This is a genomic window from Streptomyces sp. WAC05374 (assembly GCF_004353505.1).
GTDB lineage: Bacteria > Actinomycetota > Actinomycetes > Streptomycetales > Streptomycetaceae > Streptomyces.
The window spans coordinates 75,030-97,297 of the sequence record NZ_SMNQ01000002.1 but is presented as its reverse complement, the minus strand read 5'-3'; the positions used below and the strand labels follow the sequence as shown (position 1 = coordinate 97,297).

Sequence of the window (22,268 nt, the reverse complement as noted above, 5' to 3'; positions counted from 1 at the left end):
CGTTCATGAACGTGGACACCGGTCATGATTGTGCACGGGGCCGGTGCTCCGCCCGGAGACGCCTTGTTCAGGGAGCGCCCGTGACCCCAGCCCCGCTCGCCGGCCGCCTCGACGGCCTGCTGTTCTTCCCCGTCACCGCGTACGGACCCGACGGCACGCTCGACCTCGACGCGTTCCGCGCGCACGTGCGCGCCGGGGTCGAGGCCGGCGCCGGCGCCGTCTTCGCCTGCTGCGGCACCGGCGAGTTCCACGCCCTCACTCCCGAGGAGTACCGCGCCTGCGTGGCCGCCGCCGTGGAGGAGACCGCGGGCCGCGTCCCCGTCGTGGCCGGCGCCGGCTACGGCACGGCGCTCGCCGTCCGGTACGCGCGGCTCGCCGAGGAGGCGGGCGCCGACGGGCTGCTCGCCATGCCGCCCTACCTCGTCGTCGGCGACCAGGGAGGACTGGTGCGCCACTACACGACGCTGGCCGCGGCGACCGGGCTGGACGTCATCGTCTACCAGCGCGACAACGCCGTCCTCACCCCCGCCACGGCCGTCACGCTCGCCCGCGCCGACGGGATCATCGGCCTCAAGGACGGCCACGGCGACCTGGACCTGATGCAGCGCATCGTCAGCGCCGTACGCGCCGAAGGGCTCGGCCTGCTGTACTTCAACGGCCTGCCCACCGCCGAACTCACCGGGCTCGCCTACCGGGGCATCGGCGTCACGCTCTACTCCTCCGCCGTCTTCTGCTTCGCCCCCGACATCGCCCTCGCCTTCCACCGGGCGCTCAACGGCGGCGACGACGAGACGGCCAACCGGCTCATCGACGGCTTCTACCGCCCGCTGGTCGAACTGCGCGCCAAGGGCAAGGGATACGCCGTCTCCCTGGTCAAGGCGGCCGTCCGGCTCGGCGGCCTGGACGTCGGCGCGGTCCGCCCGCCGCTCAGCGAGCCCGCGCCCGCCCACATCGAGGAACTCGCCGGGATCATCGAACGCGGCCGCGCCCTGCTGGACGGCCCCCGGTGAGGGCCTCCGCGTTCGTCTACCCCTGGGACGTCATCGGCGACCCCCGCGCCGCCGCCCGGCTCGTCGACCTCGGCGTCCGGCAGGTCACCCTCGCCTCCGCGTACCACTCCACCCGCGCCCTGACGCCACGCCACCCCACCCGCCGCCTGGTCACCGCCGAGTACGCCGCCGTGCTCTACCCGCCCGACCCGGTCCGCTGGGCGGGCCGGGACCTGGCGCCCCGCCCGGCGGGGGACTGGGCGCCCGGCGACGCGTACGGGGAGGCCGCCGAGGCGCTCCGGGCCGCCGGGCTGGACGTCCACACCTGGGTGGTCCTCGCCCACAGCTCCCGCCTCGGCGCCGAGCACCCCGCCACCTCCGTGGTGAACGCCTACGGCGACCGCTACCCGTGGGCGCCCTGCGTCGCGCAGCCCGCCGTCCGCGCCTACCTCGTGGAGCTGGCCGCCGAGGCGGCGGTACGCCCCGGGGCGCACGGCACCGAGCTGGAGTCCTGCGGCTGGTACGGAATGGCCCACCTGCACGCCCACGACAAGATCGCGGGCGTCACCCTCGGGGACGCCGCCCAGTACCTGATGTCCCTGTGCTTCTGCGCCACGTGCCGCACCGGGTACGGGGACGAGGGCCTCGACCCGGACGAGCTGGCCGCCGCCGTGCGCCGCGCCCTGGAACCGGTGTGGGCCTCGGGCGGCGCGGCCGGCAGCGGGTGGCCCGCCGTGGAGGACCTGCTGGGCGCCGGCCCCGCCGCGGCCACGCTCGCCTGGCGCACCCGGGCCGCCCGCACCCTCCAGGAGGACGCCGTCGGGGCGGTACGGGCGGCCGCGCACCCGGCCTTCCGGGTCCTGCTGCACGCCGACCCCGCCCCGTACCGCACCGGAGCCAACGCCGGGGTGGACCCGGCCCACATCCTGACCGTCGCGGACGGCGTCGTCCTGCCCTGCACGGGCGGCGGCGCGGAGGCGGTGCTGCCGCCGTTCGCCGCCCACGCGCGCGTGGACACCGTCCTGGCGGCCAACTTCACGGTGGTGAGCGGCATGGGCGGGACCCCCTCCACCCTGGCCGCCGACGCCGCCCGCGCCCGCGAGCTGGGCGCCACCGAACTGCGCCTGTACCACGCGGGCCTGGCCTCCGACCCCGACCTGGCCGCCGTCAGGGCCGCGCTGGCCCGCCCGGCCGCCTGAGCAGCGCCACGGCGGGCACCAGGCCCGCCGCCGCCAGCAGCGGCAGCAGGACACGCACGTCCACGACGGCGACCAGGGCCGCGCCCAGCGCCAGGGCGAGCGCGTTCGGGACGAACAGGAGCGTCTGGGCGGTGGCGGCGGTGCGGCCCAGGACCGCGTCCGGGGTCCGGTGCTGCACCGCCGTCAGGACGCCCACCAGCACCCACGGCAGGCCCACGCCGATGAGCCCGCCGCACACCAGCGCCGTCACGTCACAGGGCAGGGCCCGCCCGCCCACCGCGACGGCGAACAGCGCGATGCCCGTCGCCATGAACCTCCGCTCGCCCAGCCGCCGCAGCAGCGGCCCCGCCAGCACCCCGCCCACCACCGAACCGGCACCCTGGGCCGCGTACAGCACCCCCGTGAACGCGGGCGGACGCCCCAGCACGTCGTCGGTGACCGCGTGGATCACCGCCCCGTTCAGCCCGGCCAGCCCCATGGCGGCCGCGCCCGCCAGCACCAGCGGCCGCAGCGCCGCCGACCGCCACACGTACCGCGCCCCCTCCCAGGTCCCGGACGCCCCCTCCCCGCCGGTCCGCTCCGGCGGCTCCTCCTCCCGCACCCGCAGCAGCGCGAACACCCCGGCCGCCAGCGCGAACGTCACCGCGTCGAGGACCACCACCGGCGCCGCGCCGAACCGCGCGAACAGCGCCGCGCCCGTCAGCGGCGCGATCAGTTTCATGCCCTCGCCGGCCGTCATCCGCAGCCCGTTGAGGTCGCCGAGCAGCTCCTTGCCGACCGCCCGCGGCAGCAGCGCAGCCTCGGCCGCGTCCTGCACGGCGCCGGCCGTCCCGTAGACGAACAGCACCGCGAACACCAGCCACACGCGCCCGCCCGAGTCCACCAGCAACAGCACCGGCAGCAGCGCCGCCATGCCCAGGTTCACCCGCACCAGCAGCGGCCGGCGGCGCGTCCGGTCGGCGAGCGCGCCCAGCACGGGGCCCGCCAGGACCGGCGCCCACATCGCGAACACGGTCAGCGCGGCCAGACTGTCCGAGCCGGTCAGCGACTTGACCCAGACGCCCGCCACCAGCCACAGCCCGGCCGAGCCGAAGCCGCAGACCACGACCCCGGACAGATACAGCCGCGCGTTGCGGTCCGCGAGGACCCGTCCCGTCGATCCGTTCCTCATGCCGCCAGCGTGCGAAATAAGGACCCGCGACCGGATCGGGCACCTTCCCCACCTCCCTGGCCCGAACGCCCAACTCACCAATTCCGTCATAAGCGTTGACGAATACCTGCCACCGCCCTAACTTCATCGCGTCGTACTTCGTACGTCATATATGAGACGCGATACGCGAGATATGAGAGCAGTCGCCCCTATGGCCTTCGCCGCCGCCCCCAGCCCCGTCCCCTCCCGCACCCAGTACGTCCTGGAGGCGATCAAGCACGCGATCCTCACCGGGCAGTTGCCCCCCGGGAAGCCCCTGGTGGAGACCGAACTGGCGGCCCACTACGGGGTGTCCAAGACCCCCGTACGGGAGGCCCTCAAGACTCTCGCCGGGACCGGCCTCGTCGTCATGAGCCAGTACAAGGGCGCCACCGTCCGCACCGTCGACGCCGCCATGGCGCGCGAGGTCTACGACGTGCGGCTGCTGCTCGAACCCGAGGCGCTGCGCCGCACCATCGGCCGCCGCGCCTCCCTCGACGCCGCCGGCCAGGCGCTCGCCGACGCCGACGCGGCGGCCGACCGGGCCGAACGGTCCCTCGCCAACCGCGAGTTCCACCGCGCCCTGTACCTGCCGTGCGGCAACCCGCTGCTCGCCAGGATGCTCGACGAGGTCCGCGACCAGGCCGCGCTGGTGTCGACCGTCGCCTGGAGCGCGCAGCCCTCGTGGCGGCGCGAGGCCGAGGAGCACCGCGAGATCCTGAGCCTGGCACGGGCCGGGGACGCCGAGGGCGCCGCCCGCGCCCTGCGCGACCACATCGCCTCGTTCGTCGACCGGGCCTTCCCCGAGGACGCCCAGTGATCCCCGCGACGGAAAGGCGGACACCCATGGACCACGCATCGCTGAGGGCGGCACTCGCGGACGTCGTCGCGATCCCCGTGACCCCGTTCGGCGCCGACGGCGGGGTCGACCGCACCACCTGCCGCGCTCTGCTGCGCAGGCTCCTCGACGGCGGCGTACGGGCCGTCACCCCGGGCGGCAACACCGGCGAGTTCTACGCCCTCACCCCCGAGGAACGCGTCCTGGTCACCGAGCTGACCGCCGAGGAGACCGGCGACCGCGCCGCCGTCCTCGTCGGCGTGGGACACGACCTGCCGACCGCGACCGCCGCCGCCCGGCACGCGCGCGCGTGCGGCGCCGGCATGGTCATGGTCCACCAGCCGGTGCACCCCTACGTCTCGCGCGACGGCTGGATCGCGTACCACCGGGAGATCGCCGACGCCGTCCCCGAGCTGGGGGTCGTGCCGTACGTGCGTGACCCGCTCCTCGACGGCGCCACCATCGCCCGCCTCGGTGAGCTGTGCCCCAACGTCATCGGCGTCAAGTACGCCGTGCCCGACGCCGCCCGGTTCGGCGCCGTCGCCCGGGACGCCGGCCTCGACCGGTTCGTGTGGATCGCCGGCCTCGCCGAGCTGTACGCGCCCGCCTACTGGGCCATGGGCGCCACCGGGTTCACCTCGGGGCTGGTCAACGTCGCCCCGGCCGTCTCGCTCGCGATGCTGGCGGCACTGCGCGCCGGAGACCAGCAGGCCGCCGCGCAGGTGTGGGAGCAGATCCGGCCCTTCGAGGAGCTGCGCGCCGCCGACCAGTCCGCCGACAACGTCACCGTCGTCAAGGAGGCCCTGCACGCCCTGGGGCTGTGCCGCCGTGACGTGCGCCCGCCCAGCCGCCTCCTGCCCGAGGCCCGCCGCGCCGGGATAGCCGCCATGGTCGGGGGCTGGTCCGCATGAGGCCGGACGAGCTCCGCAGCCACCGGTGGTACGGGACGGACGGGCTGCGCTCCTTCAGCCACCGCGCCCGCACCCGCCAGCTCGGCTACCTGCCCGAGGAGCACCTCGGCAAGCCCGTGATCGCGATCCTCAACACCTGGTCCGACATCAACCCCTGCCACGTCCACCTCCGCGACCGCGCCCGGGCCGTGAAGCGGGGCGTGTGGCAGGCCGGCGGCTTCCCGCTCGAGTTCCCGGTCTCCACGCTCTCCGAGACCTTCCAGAAGCCCACCCCCATGCTGTACCGCAACCTCCTCGCCATGGAGACGGAGGAGCTGCTGCGCTCGTACCCCGTCGACGGCGCCGTGCTCATGGGCGGCTGCGACAAGTCGACGCCCGCGCTGCTGATGGGCGCCGCCTCCGCCGACCTGCCGGCCGTGTTCGTCCCGGCCGGGCCGATGCTGCCGGGCCACTGGCGGGGCGAGGTCCTCGGCTCCGGCACGGACATGTGGAAGTACTGGGACGACAAGCGGGCCGGGCTCATCGGCGACTGCGAGATGGCCGAGCTGGAAAGCGGCCTCGCCCGCTCGCCCGGCCACTGCATGACCATGGGCACCGCCTCCACCCTCACGGCCGCGGCCGAGGCGCTGGGCGTCACCCTGCCGGGCGCCTCCTCGGTCCCGGCCGTCGACTCCGGCCACGACCGGATGGCCGCCGCCTCCGGGATGCGGATCGTCGACCTCGTGCGCCGGGACCTGAAGCTGTCGGCGATCCTGACGCGGGAGGCGTACGAGGACGCCGTGACGACCGTCCTCGGGCTGGGCGGCTCCACCAACGCCGTGATCCACCTCATCGCCATGGCGGGCCGCTCCGGCGTCACCCTCACGCTCGACGACTTCGACCGGATCGCCCGGACCGTGCCCGTCCTCGCGAACCTCCGCCCCGGCGGGCGGTACCTGATGGAGGACTTCCACTTCGCCGGCGGACTGCCCGGCTTCCTCTCCCGCATCACCGACCTGCTGCACCTGGACCGGCCGACCGTCGCCCACGCCACCCTGCGCGCACAGCTCGACGGGGCCCTGGTGCACGACGACGACGTGATCCGGCCGCGCGACAAGCCGCTCGCCGACGAGGGCGGGGTCGCCGTCCTGCGCGGCAACCTCTGCCCGGACGGCGCGGTCGTCAAGCACATCGCCGCCGAGCCGCACCTGCTCAGGCACACCGGCCCCGCCGTCGTCTTCGACGACTACCGGACCATGCAGCGCACCATCGACGACCCCGGCCTCGGCATCACCCCCGACCACGTCCTGGTGCTGCGCAACGCCGGACCCAAGGGCGGCCCCGGGATGCCGGAGTACGGGATGCTCCCCATCCCCGACCACCTGCTCAAGCAGGGCGTGCGCGACATGGTCCGCATCTCCGACGCCCGGATGAGCGGCACCAGTTACGGCACCTGCGTGCTGCACGTCGCGCCCGAGTCGTACGTCGGCGGGCCCCTGGCGCTGGTGCGCACCGGTGACCTCATCACCCTCGACGTGGCGGCGCGCACGCTCCACCTGGACGTGACCGACGAGGAGCTCCGGCGGCGCCGGGACGCCTGGACCCCGCCGCCCGCCCGGTACGGGCGCGGCTACGGCGCGCTCTACAGCGAGCACATCACCCAGGCCGACACGGGCTGCGACTTCGCGTTCCTCGCCCGGGCCGGCGAGGTCCCGGACCCCTACGCGGGCTGAAACGCCCTCCCCACCGCCGGAACCGTACGTCCGACATCCCGAACGCGATCCGGAAAGCGCTTCACCCCATGCAATGACGAACGGAGACAAGTCATGGCCCACCCCGCCGCCGTGGCGAAACACCCCCCGGCCGGCCGTCGCCGCACGGGGACCGGAGCCGAGCCGCGCCGCCTGCCGTACCTGCTGATCGCCCCCGCGGGTCTGCTGATGCTGGGCTTCATCGCCTATCCGGTACTCAGCGTCTTCTTCTACAGCCTCCAGCACTACAACGTCACCAAGCCGTGGAAGAACGGATACGCGGGCCTGGACAACTTCACCCGCGCCTTCACCGAGGACCCGCTCTTCTGGTCCACCCTCGGCTTCAGCGCCCGATGGGTCGTCGTCCAGGTCGGCCTGCAGCTCGCCCTCGGGCTCGTCCTCGCCCTGCTGGTCAACCAGACGTTCGCCGGCCGGGCCCTCGCCCGCGCCCTGGTCTTCTCGCCCTGGGCCGTCTCCGGCGTGCTGACCACCACCATCTGGATGCTGCTCTACAACCCCTCCACGGGCGTCAGCCGCTACCTCGCCGACGCCGGCATCGGCTCGTACGGCACCTCCGTCCTCTCCGACACCGGCACCGTCTTCTGGGCGGCCGTCGTCGCCGAACTGTGGCGCGGCGTCCCCTTCTTCGCCATCCTCATCCTCGCCGACCTCCAGTCCATCCCCAGGGACCTGTACGAAGCGGCGTCCGTGGACGGGGCCGGCCGGCTGCGGCAGTTCTTCCACATCACCCTGCCGCACCTCAAGGACGCGATCATCCTCTCCACGCTGCTGCGCGGCGTCTGGGAGTTCAACAACGTCGACCTGCTCTACACCCTCACCGGCGGCGGCCCCGCCGGGGTCACCACGACGCTTCCCCTGATGATCGCCAACACCGGTATCGAGGGCCACGACTTCGGTTACGCCTCCGCGCTCACCACCGTCGCCTTCGTGATCCTCCTCTTCTGCTCGATCCTCTATCTGCGCCTGAGCAAGTTCGGAGGCGACCGCTCATGACCGCCGCACTCGCGGAAAAGGGCACCCACGCGCGCGTGCCCGCGCCCCAGCCGCCGCCGCCCTCCGGAACGCGACGCACCCCCGAGCGGGAGCGCGCCTTCGACGACGTACCGCGCTGGCAGATCTACGTCCCGCTCGGGCTGTACCTCCTCTTCACGCTCGTGCCCTTCTACTGGATGCTGCTGTTCGCGCTGCGGCCCGCCGGCTCGACGTCGCTGGTGCCCTGGCCGCTGACCTTCGAACACTTCGACAAGGTCTGGAACGAGCGCAGCTTCGGGGTCTTCTTCCAGAACAGCATGCTCGTCGGCGTCGCCACCCTGGTGACCACGACCCTCATCGCCCTCTCCGGCGGTTACGCGCTCGCCCGCTTCGACTTCCGGATCAAGAACGGCTTCATGCTGGCGCTGCTGTGCTCCCAGTTCATCCCGGGCGCGCTGATGCTGGTGCCGCTCTTCGAGATCTTCCGCGAACTGCGGATGATCAACTCCCTGGGCAGCGTCATCATCGCCGAGACGGTCTTCCAACTGCCCCTGTCCATCATCCTGATCAGCGGCTTCATCAAGAACGTGCCGGTCTCCCTGGAGGAGGCCGCCTGGGTGGACGGCTGCTCCCGCTTCCGCGCCTTCCGCGCCGTCGTCCTGCCGCTGCTGCGGCCCGGGCTGATCGCGGTCGGCTCCTTCGCCTTCGTCCATAGCTGGAACCACTTCCTGTTCGCCCTGATGTTCCTGAGCAGGCAGGACAAGCAGACCGTCCCCGTCGGCCTCAACACCCTCATCGGCTCCGACAGCGTGGACCTCGGCGCGCTGGCGGCGGGCGGTGTCGTCGCCGCCGTACCGGTGGTGATCGTCTTCGCGTTCATCCAGAAGTGGCTCATCACCGGCTTCAGCGCCGGCGCGGTGAAGGGCTGACCCATGACCCCCATCCCCCTCGTCCTCGCCGGCGCCCGCGGCCACGGGCGATGGCACCTGGACAACATCCGGCGCCTCCAGCGGGCCGGCCTGGTACGCCTCGCGGGCGTCTGTGAACTCCGCCCGCTCGACGGCCGGGAACTCGACGGCTTCGACGACGTCGCCCAGTCCGCCGACCTCGCCACGCTCCTGGCGGACACCGGCGCCCACGCCGCCGTGATCTGCACCCCCATCGACACCCACACCCCGCTCGCCCTCACCGCCGCCCGGCACGGCGCGCACATCCTGCTGGAGAAACCACCCGCACCGTCCTGGCGGGAGTTTGGGCGCATGGCCGACGGAGTGGGCCGGGCGGGCACCGCCTGCCAGATCGGCTTCCAGTCGCTCGGCTCCCACGCCCTGCCCGCCATCGCCGAGCTCCTCGCCGACGGCGCCATAGGGGAGGTCAGGGGCATCGGGGCCGCCGGAGCATGGGCCCGCGACGAGGCGTACTTCCGGCGCTCCCCATGGGCCGGGAAACGGCGCCTCGACGACGGCACCGACGTGGTCGACGGCGTCCTCACCAACCCCCTCGCCCACGCCGTGGCCACCGCCCTCGCCCTCGACGGCAGCCTCCACGCCGACGACGTGACCGCCATCGAGCTCGACCTCGCACGGGCCAACGACATCGAGGCCGACGACACCTCGTGCGTCCGCATCACCACGGCACGCGGCACGCCCGTCACCGTCGCCGTGACGCTCTGCGCCGAGCGGCCCGGCGAGCCGTACGCCGTCGTCCACGGCAGCCACGGCCGCATCACCTTCTGGTACAAGCAGGACCGGGTCCTGGTGCAGCGCGCCGGACACGGCCCCGTGGAGACCGTCCACGGCCGCACGGACCTGCTGGAGAACCTGATCGCCCACCTCCGGGACGGCGACGACCTGCTCGTACCGCCCCACCGCACCGGCGCCTTCATGCGGCTCGTGGAAGCCGTCCGCACCGCCCCCGACCCGCGCCGGCTGCCCGAGGGGAGCTGGTACGCCGACGGGAACCGCCGCGTGGTCAAGGGCATCGACGACCTGGTCCGCGCGAGCGCCGGCACCCTCTCCCTCTTCGCCGAACTGGAGAGCTCCCCATGAACCTCCTCCTGCGCTGCGCGGGCCGCCCCGTCGCCCGCTACCTCCACCGGCCCGGCCTCGCACCCCGCCTGTCGCCCCGCCCCTACCTCCACCCCGTCACCACCCTGGGCGGCACCCCCGTCACCGAGGAAGGGCCCCAGGACCACCTCCACCACCTCGGCGTCTCGGTCGCCGTCCCCGACGTGGCCGGCCACAACTTCTGGGGCGGACGCACCTACGTGCGCGATTGGGGGCCCACCGAACTCGACAACCACGGCACCCAGCACCACGACGGCTGGAAGCTGCGCGACCCGGACGGCTTCGTCGAGGACCTGTCCTGGCGCGCCGGCGGCCGGGAGCTGCTGCGCGAGCGCCGGACGGTCGCCGCCGGCGCCCTGACCGCCACCGCCTGGGCACTGGACTTCACCTTCTCGCTCACCAACCCCGGCCCCGGCGGTCTCTTCCTGGGGTCACCCGCCACGAACGGCCGCCAAGGCGCCGGTTACGGGGGCTTCTTCTGGCGCGCTCCCAAGGAGGCCGCCCCGCCGGACGTCTTCACCGCCGACGCGGAGGGCGAGGACGCGGTGCACGGCAGCACGGCCGACTGGCTCGCCCTGACCGGTTCCGCCTGGACGCTGGTGTTCGCCGGCGCCACCGAGCGGACACGGAAGGACCCCTGGTTCGTCCGCACCCGTCAGTACCCGGGCGTCGGCTCCTCCCTCGCCCGGGACGAGCGGCTGGACATCGCGGCCGGGGCCACCGTCGTACGCCGCGTGGTGACCGTCGTCGCCGACGGCGTCCTGGACCGGGGCGACGCCGCCGCCCTCGTACGGAAGGCCCTGTCATGACCCCGGTGCGGACCGGTGACCTCGGCGACGGCACCTACCGCAACCCCGTCCTGCACGCCGACTGGTCCGACCCCGACGCCCTCGCCGTGGGCGCCGACTTCTACCTCACCGCCTCCAGCTTCGGCCGCGCCCCCGGGCTGCCCCTGCTGCACTCCCGCGACCTCGTCAACTGGTCGCTGATCGGGCACGCCCTGGACAAGCTGGAGCCGGCCGCCGACTTCGCCGCCCCCCGCCACGACCGGGGCGTGTGGGCACCGTCCCTGCGCCACGCCGACGGCCGCTTCTGGATCTTCTGGGGCGACCCCGATCACGGGGTCTTCCAGGTGAACGCCGAGCACGTCCGCGGCCCCTGGAGCAAGCCCCACCTGCTGAAGGCGGGCAAGGGCCTCATCGACGCCTGCCCCCTGTGGGACGACGAGACCGGCGAGGCGTACCTGGTGCACGCCTGGGCCAAGTCCCGGTCGGGCGTGAAGAACCGGCTCACCGGCCACCGGATGAGCCGGGACGGCCGCACCCTCCTCGACGAGGGCACGGTCGTCGTCGACGGCGACCGCATCCCCGGCTGGTTCACCCTGGAGGGGCCCAAGCTGTACCGGCACGGCGGCTGGTTCTGGATCTTCGCCCCGGCCGGGGGAGTGGAGACCGGCTGGCAGGGCGCCTTCCGGTCGCGGGACTTCTTCGGCCCGTACGAGGAGAGGGTCGTCCTCGCGCAGGGCTCCACCGGCGTCAACGGCCCCCACCAGGGCGGCTGGGTGCGCACCCGGGCGGGCGAGGACTGGTTCCTGCACTTCCAGGCGCGCGGCGCCTACGGGAGGGTCGTCCACCTCCAGCCGATGGCCTGGGACGCGGACGGCTGGCCCGTGCTCGGCGACGGCGGCGAGCCCGTGGCCGTCCACCGCAAACCGGCCGCCCCGCCGCAGCCGGTGGGGGCGCCCGCGACCGACGACGCCTTCCCGGGCGGGCGGTACGGGCGGCAGTGGCAGTGGACGGCCAACCGGGGCGCCGGGTGGGCCGTCGAGCACGCCGGGGACGGACTGCGGCTGGCCTGCGTACGGACGCCCGACGCCCATGACCTGCGCCTGCTGCCGAACGTCCTCACCCAGCGGCTGCCCGCCGAGACGTTCACCGCCGGGGTGTCCCTGGCGCTGGAGTCCACCGAGCCGGGCGCCCGCGCGGGGCTCGCCGTGCTGGGTGACGCCTTCTCGTGGATCGGCCTGGAGCGGGACGCGGAGGGCGGGCTGCGGCTGGTCCACCGGTTCGCCGAGGCGGTGGCCGAACGGGAGCGGGACGCGGCGCACGCGCGCGTGGTGCCGGGTTCCGGGGGCGGGCGGGTGCGGCTGCGCGTCGAGGTGTCGCCGGGCGCCCGCTGCCGGTTCCACGCCGACACGGGGGACGGGCACGGCTGGGTGCCGTCGGGCCCGGTCTTCGCGGCCACGCCCTGGCGCTGGGTGGGCGCCCTGCTCGGCCTGTTCGCGGTGGCGCCCCGGGGACCGGGGAGCGCCGGAACGGCCCTGTTCACCGACTTCCACGTCAACTGACCCACGACTCAAGCCCCCTGGAGCCGCCATGCAACGATCCAGCAAGCGCTTGCCACGCCCACGCCGGGTTCCGGCCGCCGTCAGCGCGCTCCTCGCCGCCCTCACGCTCGCCGCGGCGACCCCCGCCGAAGCCGCCGGCACCCCCGCCGAAGCCGCCGGCACCCCCGCCGAAGCCGCCGGCACCCCCGCCCCGGCCCCCTTGGCCCCCGCCCGGGCGGCGCCCGTGCCGCCCGTGCCGCCCGTGCCGCCCGTGCCGCCGGGGGCGGCGGCCGGGGACCGCTACGACGGCGTCCAGCACCCCGACCAGGCCGACGCCGCCGCCGGGCCCGTGAAGCGGTTCGCCGGGCCGCAGGAGGCGATCGGCACCGCCACCGTGCTCGACGTGCCCGCCGCGTACCCCACCGTGCAGTCGGCCGTGGACGCCGTCCCGGCGGGCAACGACGGGCCCGTGACGGTCCGGATCGCGCCCGGGACGTACCGCGAGAAGGTCCGCGTCCCCGCGGACAAGCCCCGGATCGCCCTGGTGGGCACGGGACGCGACCGGGCGGACACCGTGATCGTGCACGACACGCCCAACGCGTACGGGGGCTCCTCCGGCAGCGCGACCGTCCTGATCGCCGCGTCCGACGTCTCCGTCCGCAACCTCACCTTCGTCAACGACTTCGACGAGGCGGCGGTCGAGCTCGACGCCGAGCAGGCACCGGCGATGAAGACGACGGGCGACCGGATCGTCTTCGAGAACACCGCCTTCAAGGGCAACCAGGACACCCTGATGACGGACAGCCCCCGCCTCGACGCCATCAGCCGGGTCTACATCCGCGACTCGTACATCGAGGGTGACGTCGACTTCCTCTACGGCCGGGCGACGACCGTCGTCGAACGCTCCCTGATCCGGGCGCTCAGCCGCGGCTCCACCACCAACAACGGGTACGTCACCGCCGCCAGCACCTGGAAGGACAACCCGTACGGCTTCCTGATCACCCGGTCCCGGATCGTCAGCGACGCCCCGGCCGGCACCTTCCACCTCGGCCGGCCCTGGCACCCGGGCGGCAACCCGGACGCCGTCGGGCAGGTGCTCGTCCGCGAGACCGAGCTGCCCGCCGCGATCAAGGCGTCGCCGTGGACCGACATGGGCGGCTTCTCGTGGAAGGACGCCCGGTTCGCCGAGTACCGCACCTACGGCCCGGGTGCCGCCGTCACCGCCGACCGCCCGCAGATGTCCGACGCCGACGCCGCCCGCCACGAGGTCGCCGACTACCTCGCGGGCCGGGACGGCTGGGCCCCGCACCGCTTCCGCACGAACCGATAGAGAGAGCCGACCATGGAAAACCTGAAGCCCCGCAGACGTCGCCGTACCGCCGTCACCGCCGCGTCCCTGGCCGCCGTGCTCGCCCTCACCGCCACCGCGTGCGGCGACGACGGCACCACCGCCGCGGGCGAGGAGGGTTCCGGCAAGGGCACCATCACCTTCTGGGACAACAACGGCGGTGTCCGCACCGCCGTCTGGCAGGAGATCATCAAGGACTTCGAGGCCGAGAACCCCGGCATCAAGGTCACCTACGTCCCGATCCCCAGCGAGGACGTGCAGTCCAAGTACGACACCGCCATCGCGGGCGGCGGCCTGCCGGACGTCGGCGGCGTCGGCGCCGCGTACCTCGCCAACATCGTCGCGCAGGACGCCCTGGAGCCGGTCGGCGACCGGATCGAGGGCTCGTCCCTCAAGGGCAGGCTCGTCCCCGCCATGGTCGCGTCGGTCAGGTCGGCCGGCGGGCGGGGCGACGAGATGTACTCGGTGCCGACGTCGGCCAGCAACGGAACGCTCTACTACCGCACGGACCTGTTCAAGGCGGCGGGCCTGGAGCCTCCGACGACCTGGGCGAAGTTCTACGAGGCGGCCGCGGAGCTGACCGACGTCGGGAAGAACCGGTTCGGATACACCATCCGGGGCGGCGCGGGCTCCATCGCGCAGGCACTGGACGCCATGTACGGGCAGTCGGGGATCACCTCCTTCTGGGACGGTGACAGGACCACGGTCAACGACCCGAAGAACGTGGCGGCGCTGGAGAAGTACGTCGGGCTGTACAGGACGACGACGCCCGAGGCGGACGTCAACAACGACTTCAAGAAGATGGTCGCCCAGTTCGACACCGGCACCATCGGCATGCTGAGCCACAACCTCGGCTCGTACACCGACCATGTGAAGGCCCTCGGCAAGGACAAGTTCGCCGGAATCCCGAACCCGACCGGCGACGGCGGCACGCGGGTGCAGGTGTCCAACCCGGTCGACGGGCTGGGGCTGTTCAGGAGCAGCAAGAACAAGGCCGCCGCCTGGAAGTTCATCGAGTTCGCCGTCTCGCACGAGTCCAACAGCAAGTGGAACGAGTCGGCGGGCGCCATCCCGGCGAACACGGAGGCGGCGGCCGACCCGTGGATGAAGGATGCCGAGGCCACCCGGCTGGGCGCGAAGGCGCTGACGGACGGCTCCACCACGATCGTGGAACTGCCGTACTACCTGCCCGACTGGAACAAGATCAGCAAGGCGGACAACGAGCCCAACTTCCAGAAGGTGCTGCTGGGCTCGATGTCGGCGAAGGAGTTCGCCGACACGCTCGCCGAGCAGCTCAACGCGGCGCAGGCGGAGTGGAAGGAGCGGAACGCGTCCTGACCCCGGCCCGGCCCCAGGGGCCGGTGCCCCCACCCGCCGTGCGGCCACCGCCGGCGGGCAGGGGCCCGCCCTCCGCCGGGCCCCCGCCTTCCGTCTGGCCCCCGCCCGCCGCCGAGGCAGGGCCCGCCCTCCGTCTGGCCCCCGCCCTCCGCCGGGGCGGCCCCCGCCTTCCGTCTGGCCCCCGCCCCGGCGGGATGCCGTCCTCCCCTTCGTACGAGAGGTCTCTCATGTCCCTGAGCCGCAGACGGACCGTGGCCGCCCTGGCCGCCGGTCTTCCCCTGGCGCACGCGAGCGCGGCTACCGCCGGCGCGCGGCCGCACGCCCGGACGGTGTGGATCGCCGGTGACTCCACCGCCGCCCGGAAGTACGCGGACGCGGCGCCCGAGACGGGGTGGGGCATGGCCCTGCCCTTCTTCCTCGGCCCCCGTCTGGCGGTGGCCAACCAGGCGGTCAACGGACGCAGTTCGAAGAGCTTCGTCGACGAGGGGCGCCTCGACACGCTTCTCGCGGGCGTCCGCCCCCACGACCTGGTGCTCGTGCAGTTCGGGCACAACGACCAGAAGGCCGCCGATCCCGCCCGGCACACCGAGCCCTGGACGACCTACCGCGAGCACCTGCGCCGGTACGTGACCGGGGCGCGGGCGCGCGGGGCCACGCCCGTGCTGCTGACGCCCGTCGAGCGGCGGAGGTTCGACGCCGGGGGCCACGCCGTGCCGACGCACGGGGAGTACCCGGCCGCCATGCGGGCGCTGGCCGCCGAGGAGGGCGTACCGCTCGTGGACGTCCAGGCGGCGTCGCTCGCCGAGTGGCAGAGGCTCGGGCCCGAACCGTCGAAGGCGTACTTCCTGTGGCTCGCGCCCGGGGAGTCGCCCCACCACCCGGACGGCGAGCAGGACAACACCCACTTCCGGCCGCGTGGCGCCATCGAGCTGGCGCGGCTGGTCGCGGCGGGCCTCCGCGAGCGCGGAGTGGCGGCGGCCCGGGACGTACGGCGGCTGGAGGAGCCCGTCCCCGCCGCCTGGATCACCTGGCCCACCGAGAAGGAGTAGGAAATGCGTACGAGACCCGTGGCGGCATCGCTCGCCGGCTGCACCGCCGTCCTGTTGGCGCTCATGACCGCCCCCGCCCACGCGGCCGACCCCGCCCGCCGGACCCTGCCCGCCGGCGACGGCTGGGCCTCCGAGGGCGCGGGCACCACGGGCGGTGCCGCCGCCGATGCCGCGCACACCCACACGGTCAGGACCTGGGCCGAGTTCACGGCCGCGCTGACGGCCGGTGGCAGCGCCCCGAGGATCATCCGGGTGGTGGGCACCCTGAACGCCACCGAGGGCGGCTGTGAGGCGTTCGAGGCCGACGGCTACGACTTCGCGCGGTACCTCGCCGACTACGACCCCGCCGTCTGGGGCCGCGACACCCCCGTCAGCGGTCCCCAGGAGGACCTGCGCGCCGCCTCCGCCGCCGCCCAGGGCCGGGCCGTCAAGGCGTACGTGCCGGCCGACACCACCATCATCGGTGTGGGCCGGAACGCGGGGATCACGGGCGGCAGCCTCCAGATCCGGGACGTCGACAACGTCATCGTCCGCAACCTCACCCTGGAGAGCCCGCTCGACTGCTTCCCCCAGTGGGACCCCACGGACGGTGCGACCGGGGCCTGGAACTCCGAGTACGACGCGATGGTCGTGCACGGCGCCACGCACGTGTGGATCGACCACAACACCTTCACCGACGGGCGGTATCCCGACAGCTCGTTCCCGCGCCACTTCGGGGAGATCCACCAGCGGCACGACGGCGAGCTGGACATCGTGCGCGGCGCGAACCACGTCACCGCGTCCTGGAACGTCTTCGCCGACCACGACAAGACGCTGATGATCGGCAACAGCGACAGCGCCGCCGCGACCGACGCGGGCAGGCTGAAGGTCACGCTGCACCACAACCTGTTCACGGGGGTCGTCGAGCGTGCCCCGCGCGTCCGCTTCGGACAGGTCGACGCGTACAACAACCACTACGTGGTGGGGTCCGCCTACGCGTACAGCCTCGGCGTCGGGTACGAGTCGCGGCTGTACGCGGAGAAGAACGCCTTCACTCTGCCCGCCGGGGCCGACGCCGGCAGGATCCTGAAGAAGTGGAAGGACGCGCCGCTCACCGCCGTGGACAACCGTGTCAACGGCCGGGCGGTCGACCTCGTCGCCGCGCACAACGCGCTGAACCCGGGGGACACGCTGCGCACGGGCGCCGGATGGACACCGGCCCTGCGCACCAGGGTCGACGACGCCCGCGCGGTGCCGGGGCTCGTGCGCGCCCGGGCGGGAGCCGGAAAGGTCCGCTGAGGGCCTGCCGGTCCTGCCGGGAAGGTTGACAGCTCCTGTGGCGCCTGGCTTCATGAACAACACTGCTGGGAGCGCTCCCACTCCTGTACGTGCTTGTCGTCCCGCCAACCGACGGAAGGGCACACAGTGGGACTGTCACGAGTACCGACCCGAGGCCGGCTCCGGCGCCTGCGCGCGCTGGCGGCCTCAGTGATCGCCGCGGGGCTGCTGGCGACCGCCGCCCCGGCGAACGCCGGCCGGCCCGGCGCCACCCATTCCGGTTCCACCCCGTCCGGCGTCCCGGGGGCGGCGGCCGCCGCCGCTCCCGGGGACGACTGGCTGCACACCGAGGGCAACCGGATCGTCGACGCGAACGGCGACGAGGTGTGGCTCACCGGCACCAACTGGTTCGGCTTCAACGCCACCGAGCGGGTCTTCCACGGCCTGTGGTCCGGCAACATCACCGGCATCACCAGGTCGATGGCCGACCGGGGCATCAACATCGTCCGCGTACCCGTCTCCACCCAGCTCCTGCTGGAGTGGAGGGACGGCCGGGCCACCGTCCCCCACGTCAACACCCACGCCAACCCCGAGCTGGCCGGCAAGACGTCGCTGGAGATCTTCGACTTCTGGCTCGCCCTGTGCAAGCAGTACGGCATCAAGGTCATGCTGGACGTGCACAGCGCGGAGGCCGACAACTCCGGCCACGTGTACCCGGTGTGGTGGAAGGGCGCCATCACGCCCGAGCAGTCCCACACCGCCTGGGAATGGGTGGCCGCCCGCTACCGCCAGGACGACACCCTCGTCGCCGTGGACGTCAAGAACGAGCCCCACGGCCGGGCGAACGAGACCCCGCGCGCCAAGTGGGACGGCTCGGCCGACCAGGACAACTTCAAGTACGCCTGCGAGACCGCCGGCAGGCGCATCCTCGCCGTCAACCCCCACCTGCTCGTGCTGTGCGAGGGCATCGAGGTGTACCCGAAGGCCGGCGTGGGCTGGACGTCCACCACCCCGGCCGACTACCACTCCACCTGGTGGGGCGGCAATCTGCGCGGCGTCCGCGACCACCCCGTCGACCTGGGCGCCCACAGTGACCAGCTCGTGTACTCCCCGCACGACTACGGGCCGCTCGTGCACGCCCAGCCCTGGTTCACCGGCGACTGGAACCGCACGACCCTCGAGCGTGACGTCTGGGACCCCAACTGGCTCTACCTGCACAAGGAGAACAGGTCGCCGCTCCTCATCGGCGAATGGGGCGGCTTCCTCGACGGCGGCCCGAACCAGAAGTGGATGACCGCCCTGCGCGACCTCGTCGTCGAGCACCGCATCCACCAGACCTTCTGGTGCCTCAACCCGAACTCCGGCGACACCGGCGGGCTGCTGCTCGGCGACTGGAAGTCCTGGGACGAGCAGAAGTACGCCCTGCTGAAGCCCGCGCTGTGGCAGCACGGCGGCAGGTTCGTCAGCCTCGACCACGAGGTGCCGCTGGGCGGCGCGGGCAGCACCACGGGCGTCAGTCTCCGCGAGGTGTACGGCGACGGCGGCCCCGGCGACCCGGCCGACACCACCGCGCCCACCGCCCCGGCCGGCCTGACCGGCACGGGCAGGACACCCACCACCGTCTCGCTGTCCTGGACGGCGGCCACCGACAACGTCCGGGTGACCGGTTACGACGTGTACCGGGGCACGACCAGGGTGAACGCCGCGCCGGTCACCGGCACCGCGTACACCGACACCGGGCTCGCCCCCGCCACCGCGTACAGCTACACGGTCCGCGCCCGGGACGCGGCGGGCAACGTGTCGGCGCCGTCCGCCGCCCTGAGCGTCACGACCGAGGCGTCCGGCGGCCCGCCGGGCACGGTGAAGGTGCGGTACCGCAACAATGACGCGTCCACCACGGACAACGCCATCCGGCCGGGGCTCCAGGTCGTCAACACCGGCTCGTCCGCGCTCGACCTCGGCACCGTGTCGGTGCGCTACTACTTCACCCGGGACGGTGGCTCGCCCGCGGTGAGCGCGTGGTGCGACCACGCCGCGGTGGGCTGCGCCCAGGTGCGGCTCCGGGTCGTCCCGCTGGCCACGCCCGTCACGGGGGCGGACGCCTACCTGGAGGTGACCTTCGCCTCCGGGTCCCTGGCGGCCGGGAGGGACACCGGGGACATCCAGCTCCGGATGAGCAAGACCGACTGGTCCGCCTTCGACGAGGCCGACGACCACAGCCGTTCGGCGCCGACCGCGTACACCGACGCCCCGGCGATCCCCGCGTACACCGGCACCGCCCTCGCCTGGGGCGCACCGCCCGCCTGACCCGAGCCCACCGGGAGCGCCCCCGCCCGCCCAGCGGCGGGAGCGCTCCCCGTTCAGGCGGGCCGGGTCCCGTGCCCGCCCCGCCCTCGTTCCACCGGGAGCCACAGCTCGGCCTCGCCCTCGCTCCCGTCCGGTGACAGGCGGGTGCGCAGGATCTCCGGGCCGGGCCGGCCGCGGTACGGGTTGGACGGGAACCACTGGGTGAACACGTCCCGCCACAGCTCCTGGATCGCCCCCGGCACCGGACCGGAGGCGGAGAAGACCGCCCAGGTCCCGGCCGGGACGGCCAGCGTGGCCATGCCCTCGGGGGCCACCCGGGACGTGATCACGCCCTGCCAGTAGTCGAGTTCGGTGCCCTCGGCGCGACTCGGGTCCAGTCCGTCGCAGACGGCGACGACGCCCCGCGGCTCCTGGTCCGACAGCTCCTCCAGGCGCTCCAGGTCCCGTGGGGCGATCCCGCGCACGAAATCGATGATCGCCCGGTTCGGTCCCGAGTGCACCAGCGGCACCCGGGCCCTGAGGCCGACGACGGTGAAGGCCGGCCGGTCCGCCACGCGGTAGCGCATGCTGCCGCTGCCCTCGACGGTGAGGCGGAAGGCCAGCCGGGGCTGGGAGACCAGTGTGGCGTTGGTGCGGCGCGCCTCGCCCGGCCCGATGCCGTGCACGGCGCGGAAGGCCCGCGCGAACGCCTCGCCGGAGCCGTAGCCGTACCGCACCGCGATGTCCAGCAGCGAGTCCTGTCCGTCCAGCACCTCGGCGCCCGCGACCGTGAGCCGCCGGCGCCGGACGTACTCCGACAGCGGCATGCCCGCGAGCGCGGAGAACATCCGCCGCAGGTGGTACTCCGACGTGGCGGCGATGCGCGCCAGCCCGGCCACGTCGATCGGCTGGTCGAGCCTGTCCTCGATGTGTTCCAGGGCCTCGTTGAGCTGCTCCAGCACCCGGTCTCCTTCCCCTCCGCCGCACCACGCTACGCACCGCGCGACAGGCGGACCCGACATCCTGTGCCGGATCGTGTCGGGTGCGGGCCCGCGGCGGCCGCCGGGCGGGGCGGGGGCGGGCGAGCGGGACAGGGGCGAACAGGGCCGCTGAACGACGAAGGCAAGGAGGTCGAACCCACTCCTTGCCACTCTCAACGTATAGCGCACGGGGGGACTTGCGGCAAGACCCCCGGTGTGCCGGAGAATATCCGGCCGAAGCCAGAATCAGCGGAAATCGCCGATTCATGCTGTATGTACGCCTTGTTGAGGGGGGCCCGATGATTGACGTGATCATTGCCGGTGGGGGACCGACCGGACTGATGCTGGCGGCCGAGCTGCGGCTGCACGGTGTGCAGGTGGTCGTGGTGGAGAAGCTGACGGAGCCCAGCGTGCGGTCCCGCGCGCTCGGCCTCCATGTGCGCAGCATCGAGATGATGGACCAGCGGGGTCTGCTGGACCGGTTCCTCCCGCTCGGCCGGACGTACGAGACCGGCGGTTTCTTCGCCGGCATCGGCACGTCGTGGCCCACGGGGCTGGACACCGCCCACGGGTACGTCCTGGGCATTCCGCAGACCACCACCGAGCGCCTGCTGACCGAGCACGCCACCGGGCTCGGCGCCGACCTCCGGCGCGGCAGCGAGCTGGTGGGGCTGAGCCAGGACGAGGACGGCGTGACCGTCGAGCTCGCCCCGACGGGCACCGCGGCCGGCGGGGGAGGCACGCTGCTGCGCGCCCGGTACCTGGTCGGCTGCGACGGCGGCCGCAGCACCGTGCGCAAGCTGCTCGGCGTGGGCTTCCCCGGCGAGCCCGCCAGGGTGGAGACGCTGCTGGGCGAGATGGAGGTGGCCGCGCCGCCGGAGGAACTGGCGGCCGTGGTCGCCGAGGTCCGCACGACCGAGTGGCGCTTCGGCACCATGCCCCTCGAAGGCGGGACGTACCGCGTCATCGTGCCCGCCGCCGGGGTGGCCGAGGACCGCACGGCCCCGCCGACCATGGAGGAGTTCCGGCAGCGGCTCCGGGCCGTCGCCGGCACCGACTTCGGGGTGCACTCGCCGCGCTGGCTGTCCCGGTTCGGCGACGCCACCAGGCTGGCCGAGCGCTACCGGGTGGGCCGGGTGCTGCTGGCGGGGGACGCGGCGCACGTCCACCCGCCGACCGGCGGCCAGGGGCTGAACCTCGGCATGCAGGACGCGTTCAACCTCGGCTGGAAGCTCGCCGCCGAGGTGAACGGCTGGGCGCCGGAGGGGCTGCTGGACAGTTACGCCGCCGAGCGGCGCCCGGTGGCCGCCGACGTGCTGGACAACACCCGCGCCCAGACCGAGCTGCTGTCCACCGGGCCGGGCCCCCGGGCGGTGCGCCGGCTGATGGCGGAGCTGATGGGGTTCGAGGAGGTGAACCGGTACCTGATCGAGAAGATCACCGCGATCTCGGTCCGCTACGACCTCGGTGAGGGGCACGCACTGCTCGGCCGGCGGCTGCGGGACGTGAAGCTGGAGCGGGGGCGCCTGTACGAGCTGATGCGGCGCGGCCGCGGGCTGCTGCTCGACCGGACCGGGCGGCTCTCGGTGGCGGGCTGGGCGGACCGGGTCGACCACGTCGTCGACCCCTGCGAGGAACTGGACGTCCCGGCCGTGCTGCTGCGGCCGGACGGCCATGTGGCGTGGGCGGGCGAGGACCAGCGCGAGCTGCTGGACCGGCTGCCCACCTGGTTCGGCGCCGCCACCGGCTGAACGGGCTCCCCGCGGCCC

At 73.7% G+C, this 22,268-nt stretch carries 17 protein-coding genes and 1 pseudogene; 16 read left to right on the top strand and 2 right to left on the bottom strand.

All coding sequences use genetic code 11. The features are described from left to right. The first annotated feature begins 80 nt into the window (after nucleotides 1-80). Both E2B92_RS05430 and E2B92_RS05425 read left to right on the top strand, forming a co-directional pair. Nucleotides 81-1,010 (top strand): 5-dehydro-4-deoxyglucarate dehydratase, encoded by a 930-nt coding sequence (locus E2B92_RS05430; RefSeq protein ID WP_126883611.1) that lies wholly within the window; start codon nucleotides 81-83, stop codon nucleotides 1,008-1,010. Then, nucleotides 1,007-2,188, top strand: a complete 1,182-nt coding sequence (locus tag E2B92_RS05425; RefSeq protein ID WP_126883612.1) for a hypothetical protein — start codon at nucleotides 1,007-1,009, stop codon at nucleotides 2,186-2,188. Before E2B92_RS05430 ends, E2B92_RS05425 begins: the two co-directional genes overlap by 4 nt. Here E2B92_RS05425 and E2B92_RS05420 read toward each other — a convergent pair. Beyond that, nucleotides 2,157-3,359: an MFS transporter gene (locus E2B92_RS05420; protein ID WP_126883613.1), complete on the bottom strand. Its 1,203-nt coding sequence runs from the start codon at nucleotides 3,357-3,359 to the stop codon at nucleotides 2,157-2,159. The genes E2B92_RS05425 and E2B92_RS05420 overlap by 32 nt on opposite strands. A 190-nt stretch (nucleotides 3,360-3,549) precedes the next feature. Between E2B92_RS05420 and E2B92_RS05415 the strand changes: the two genes are divergently transcribed. The 13 genes and pseudogenes from E2B92_RS05415 (at nucleotide 3,550) to E2B92_RS05355 (ending at nucleotide 19,540) form a co-directional block, all read left to right on the top strand. Then, the gene (locus tag E2B92_RS05415; protein ID WP_126883614.1) at nucleotides 3,550-4,197 is read left to right on the top strand and encodes a GntR family transcriptional regulator; all 648 of its coding nucleotides are present in this window, start codon (nucleotides 3,550-3,552) and stop codon (nucleotides 4,195-4,197) included. 26 nt (nucleotides 4,198-4,223) lie between these two features. Then, on the top strand, nucleotides 4,224-5,126 hold the full coding sequence (locus E2B92_RS05410; RefSeq protein ID WP_126883615.1) for a dihydrodipicolinate synthase family protein: 903 nt from the start codon (nucleotides 4,224-4,226) through the stop codon (nucleotides 5,124-5,126). Next, nucleotides 5,123-6,838 (top strand): L-arabinonate dehydratase, encoded by a 1,716-nt coding sequence (gene araD / locus E2B92_RS05405; protein WP_126883616.1) that lies wholly within the window; start codon nucleotides 5,123-5,125, stop codon nucleotides 6,836-6,838. Before E2B92_RS05410 ends, araD begins: the two co-directional genes overlap by 4 nt. Nucleotides 6,839-6,931: 93 nt before the next feature. After that, on the top strand, nucleotides 6,932-7,870 hold the full coding sequence (locus E2B92_RS05400; protein WP_126883617.1) for a carbohydrate ABC transporter permease: 939 nt from the start codon (nucleotides 6,932-6,934) through the stop codon (nucleotides 7,868-7,870). Next, entirely contained in the window at nucleotides 7,867-8,778 is a 912-nt protein-coding gene (locus tag E2B92_RS05395) for a carbohydrate ABC transporter permease (RefSeq protein ID WP_126883618.1), read from the top strand. Before E2B92_RS05400 ends, E2B92_RS05395 begins: the two co-directional genes overlap by 4 nt. 3 nt (nucleotides 8,779-8,781) lie before the next feature. Continuing rightward, nucleotides 8,782-9,897, top strand: coding sequence for a Gfo/Idh/MocA family protein (locus tag E2B92_RS05390; protein ID WP_126883619.1), 1,116 nt, complete (start codon nucleotides 8,782-8,784; stop codon nucleotides 9,895-9,897). After that, nucleotides 9,894-10,724, top strand: a complete 831-nt coding sequence (locus E2B92_RS05385) for a PmoA family protein (protein WP_133087405.1) — start codon at nucleotides 9,894-9,896, stop codon at nucleotides 10,722-10,724. Before E2B92_RS05390 ends, E2B92_RS05385 begins: the two co-directional genes overlap by 4 nt. Then, on the top strand, nucleotides 10,721-12,262 hold the full coding sequence (locus E2B92_RS05380) for a glycoside hydrolase family 43 protein (protein WP_126889550.1): 1,542 nt from the start codon (nucleotides 10,721-10,723) through the stop codon (nucleotides 12,260-12,262). Before E2B92_RS05385 ends, E2B92_RS05380 begins: the two co-directional genes overlap by 4 nt. Before the next feature lie 280 nt (nucleotides 12,263-12,542). Further along, nucleotides 12,543-13,571 (top strand): annotated as a pseudogene (locus E2B92_RS05375) (pectinesterase family protein); the annotation flags it as partial. A gap of 12 nt (nucleotides 13,572-13,583) precedes the next feature. Beyond that, nucleotides 13,584-14,927, top strand: a complete 1,344-nt coding sequence (locus tag E2B92_RS05370; protein WP_126889536.1) for an ABC transporter substrate-binding protein — start codon at nucleotides 13,584-13,586, stop codon at nucleotides 14,925-14,927. A 227-nt stretch (nucleotides 14,928-15,154) separates the two neighbouring features. Next, nucleotides 15,155-15,976, top strand: a complete 822-nt coding sequence (locus E2B92_RS05365; protein ID WP_126886624.1) for a rhamnogalacturonan acetylesterase — start codon at nucleotides 15,155-15,157, stop codon at nucleotides 15,974-15,976. A gap of 3 nt (nucleotides 15,977-15,979) precedes the next feature. Continuing rightward, nucleotides 15,980-17,254 carry a pectate lyase family protein gene (locus E2B92_RS05360; protein WP_126886622.1) on the top strand — a complete coding sequence of 425 codons (1,275 nt, stop codon included), beginning with the start codon at nucleotides 15,980-15,982 and terminating at the stop codon, nucleotides 17,252-17,254. A gap of 126 nt (nucleotides 17,255-17,380) precedes the next feature. Beyond that, nucleotides 17,381-19,540 (top strand): cellulase family glycosylhydrolase, encoded by a 2,160-nt coding sequence (locus tag E2B92_RS05355; protein WP_235023702.1) that lies wholly within the window; start codon nucleotides 17,381-17,383, stop codon nucleotides 19,538-19,540. Between the two features lie 53 nt (nucleotides 19,541-19,593). Here E2B92_RS05355 and E2B92_RS05350 read toward each other — a convergent pair whose 3' ends face one another. Beyond that, nucleotides 19,594-20,481, bottom strand: a complete 888-nt coding sequence (locus tag E2B92_RS05350) for an AraC family transcriptional regulator (protein WP_126886620.1) — start codon at nucleotides 20,479-20,481, stop codon at nucleotides 19,594-19,596. Nucleotides 20,482-20,798: 317 nt separating this feature from the next. Between E2B92_RS05350 and rox the strand changes: the two genes are divergently transcribed. Continuing rightward, nucleotides 20,799-22,250, top strand: a complete 1,452-nt coding sequence (gene rox, locus E2B92_RS05345) for a rifampin monooxygenase (RefSeq protein ID WP_126886618.1) — start codon at nucleotides 20,799-20,801, stop codon at nucleotides 22,248-22,250. Nucleotides 22,251-22,268 lie beyond the last annotated feature (18 nt).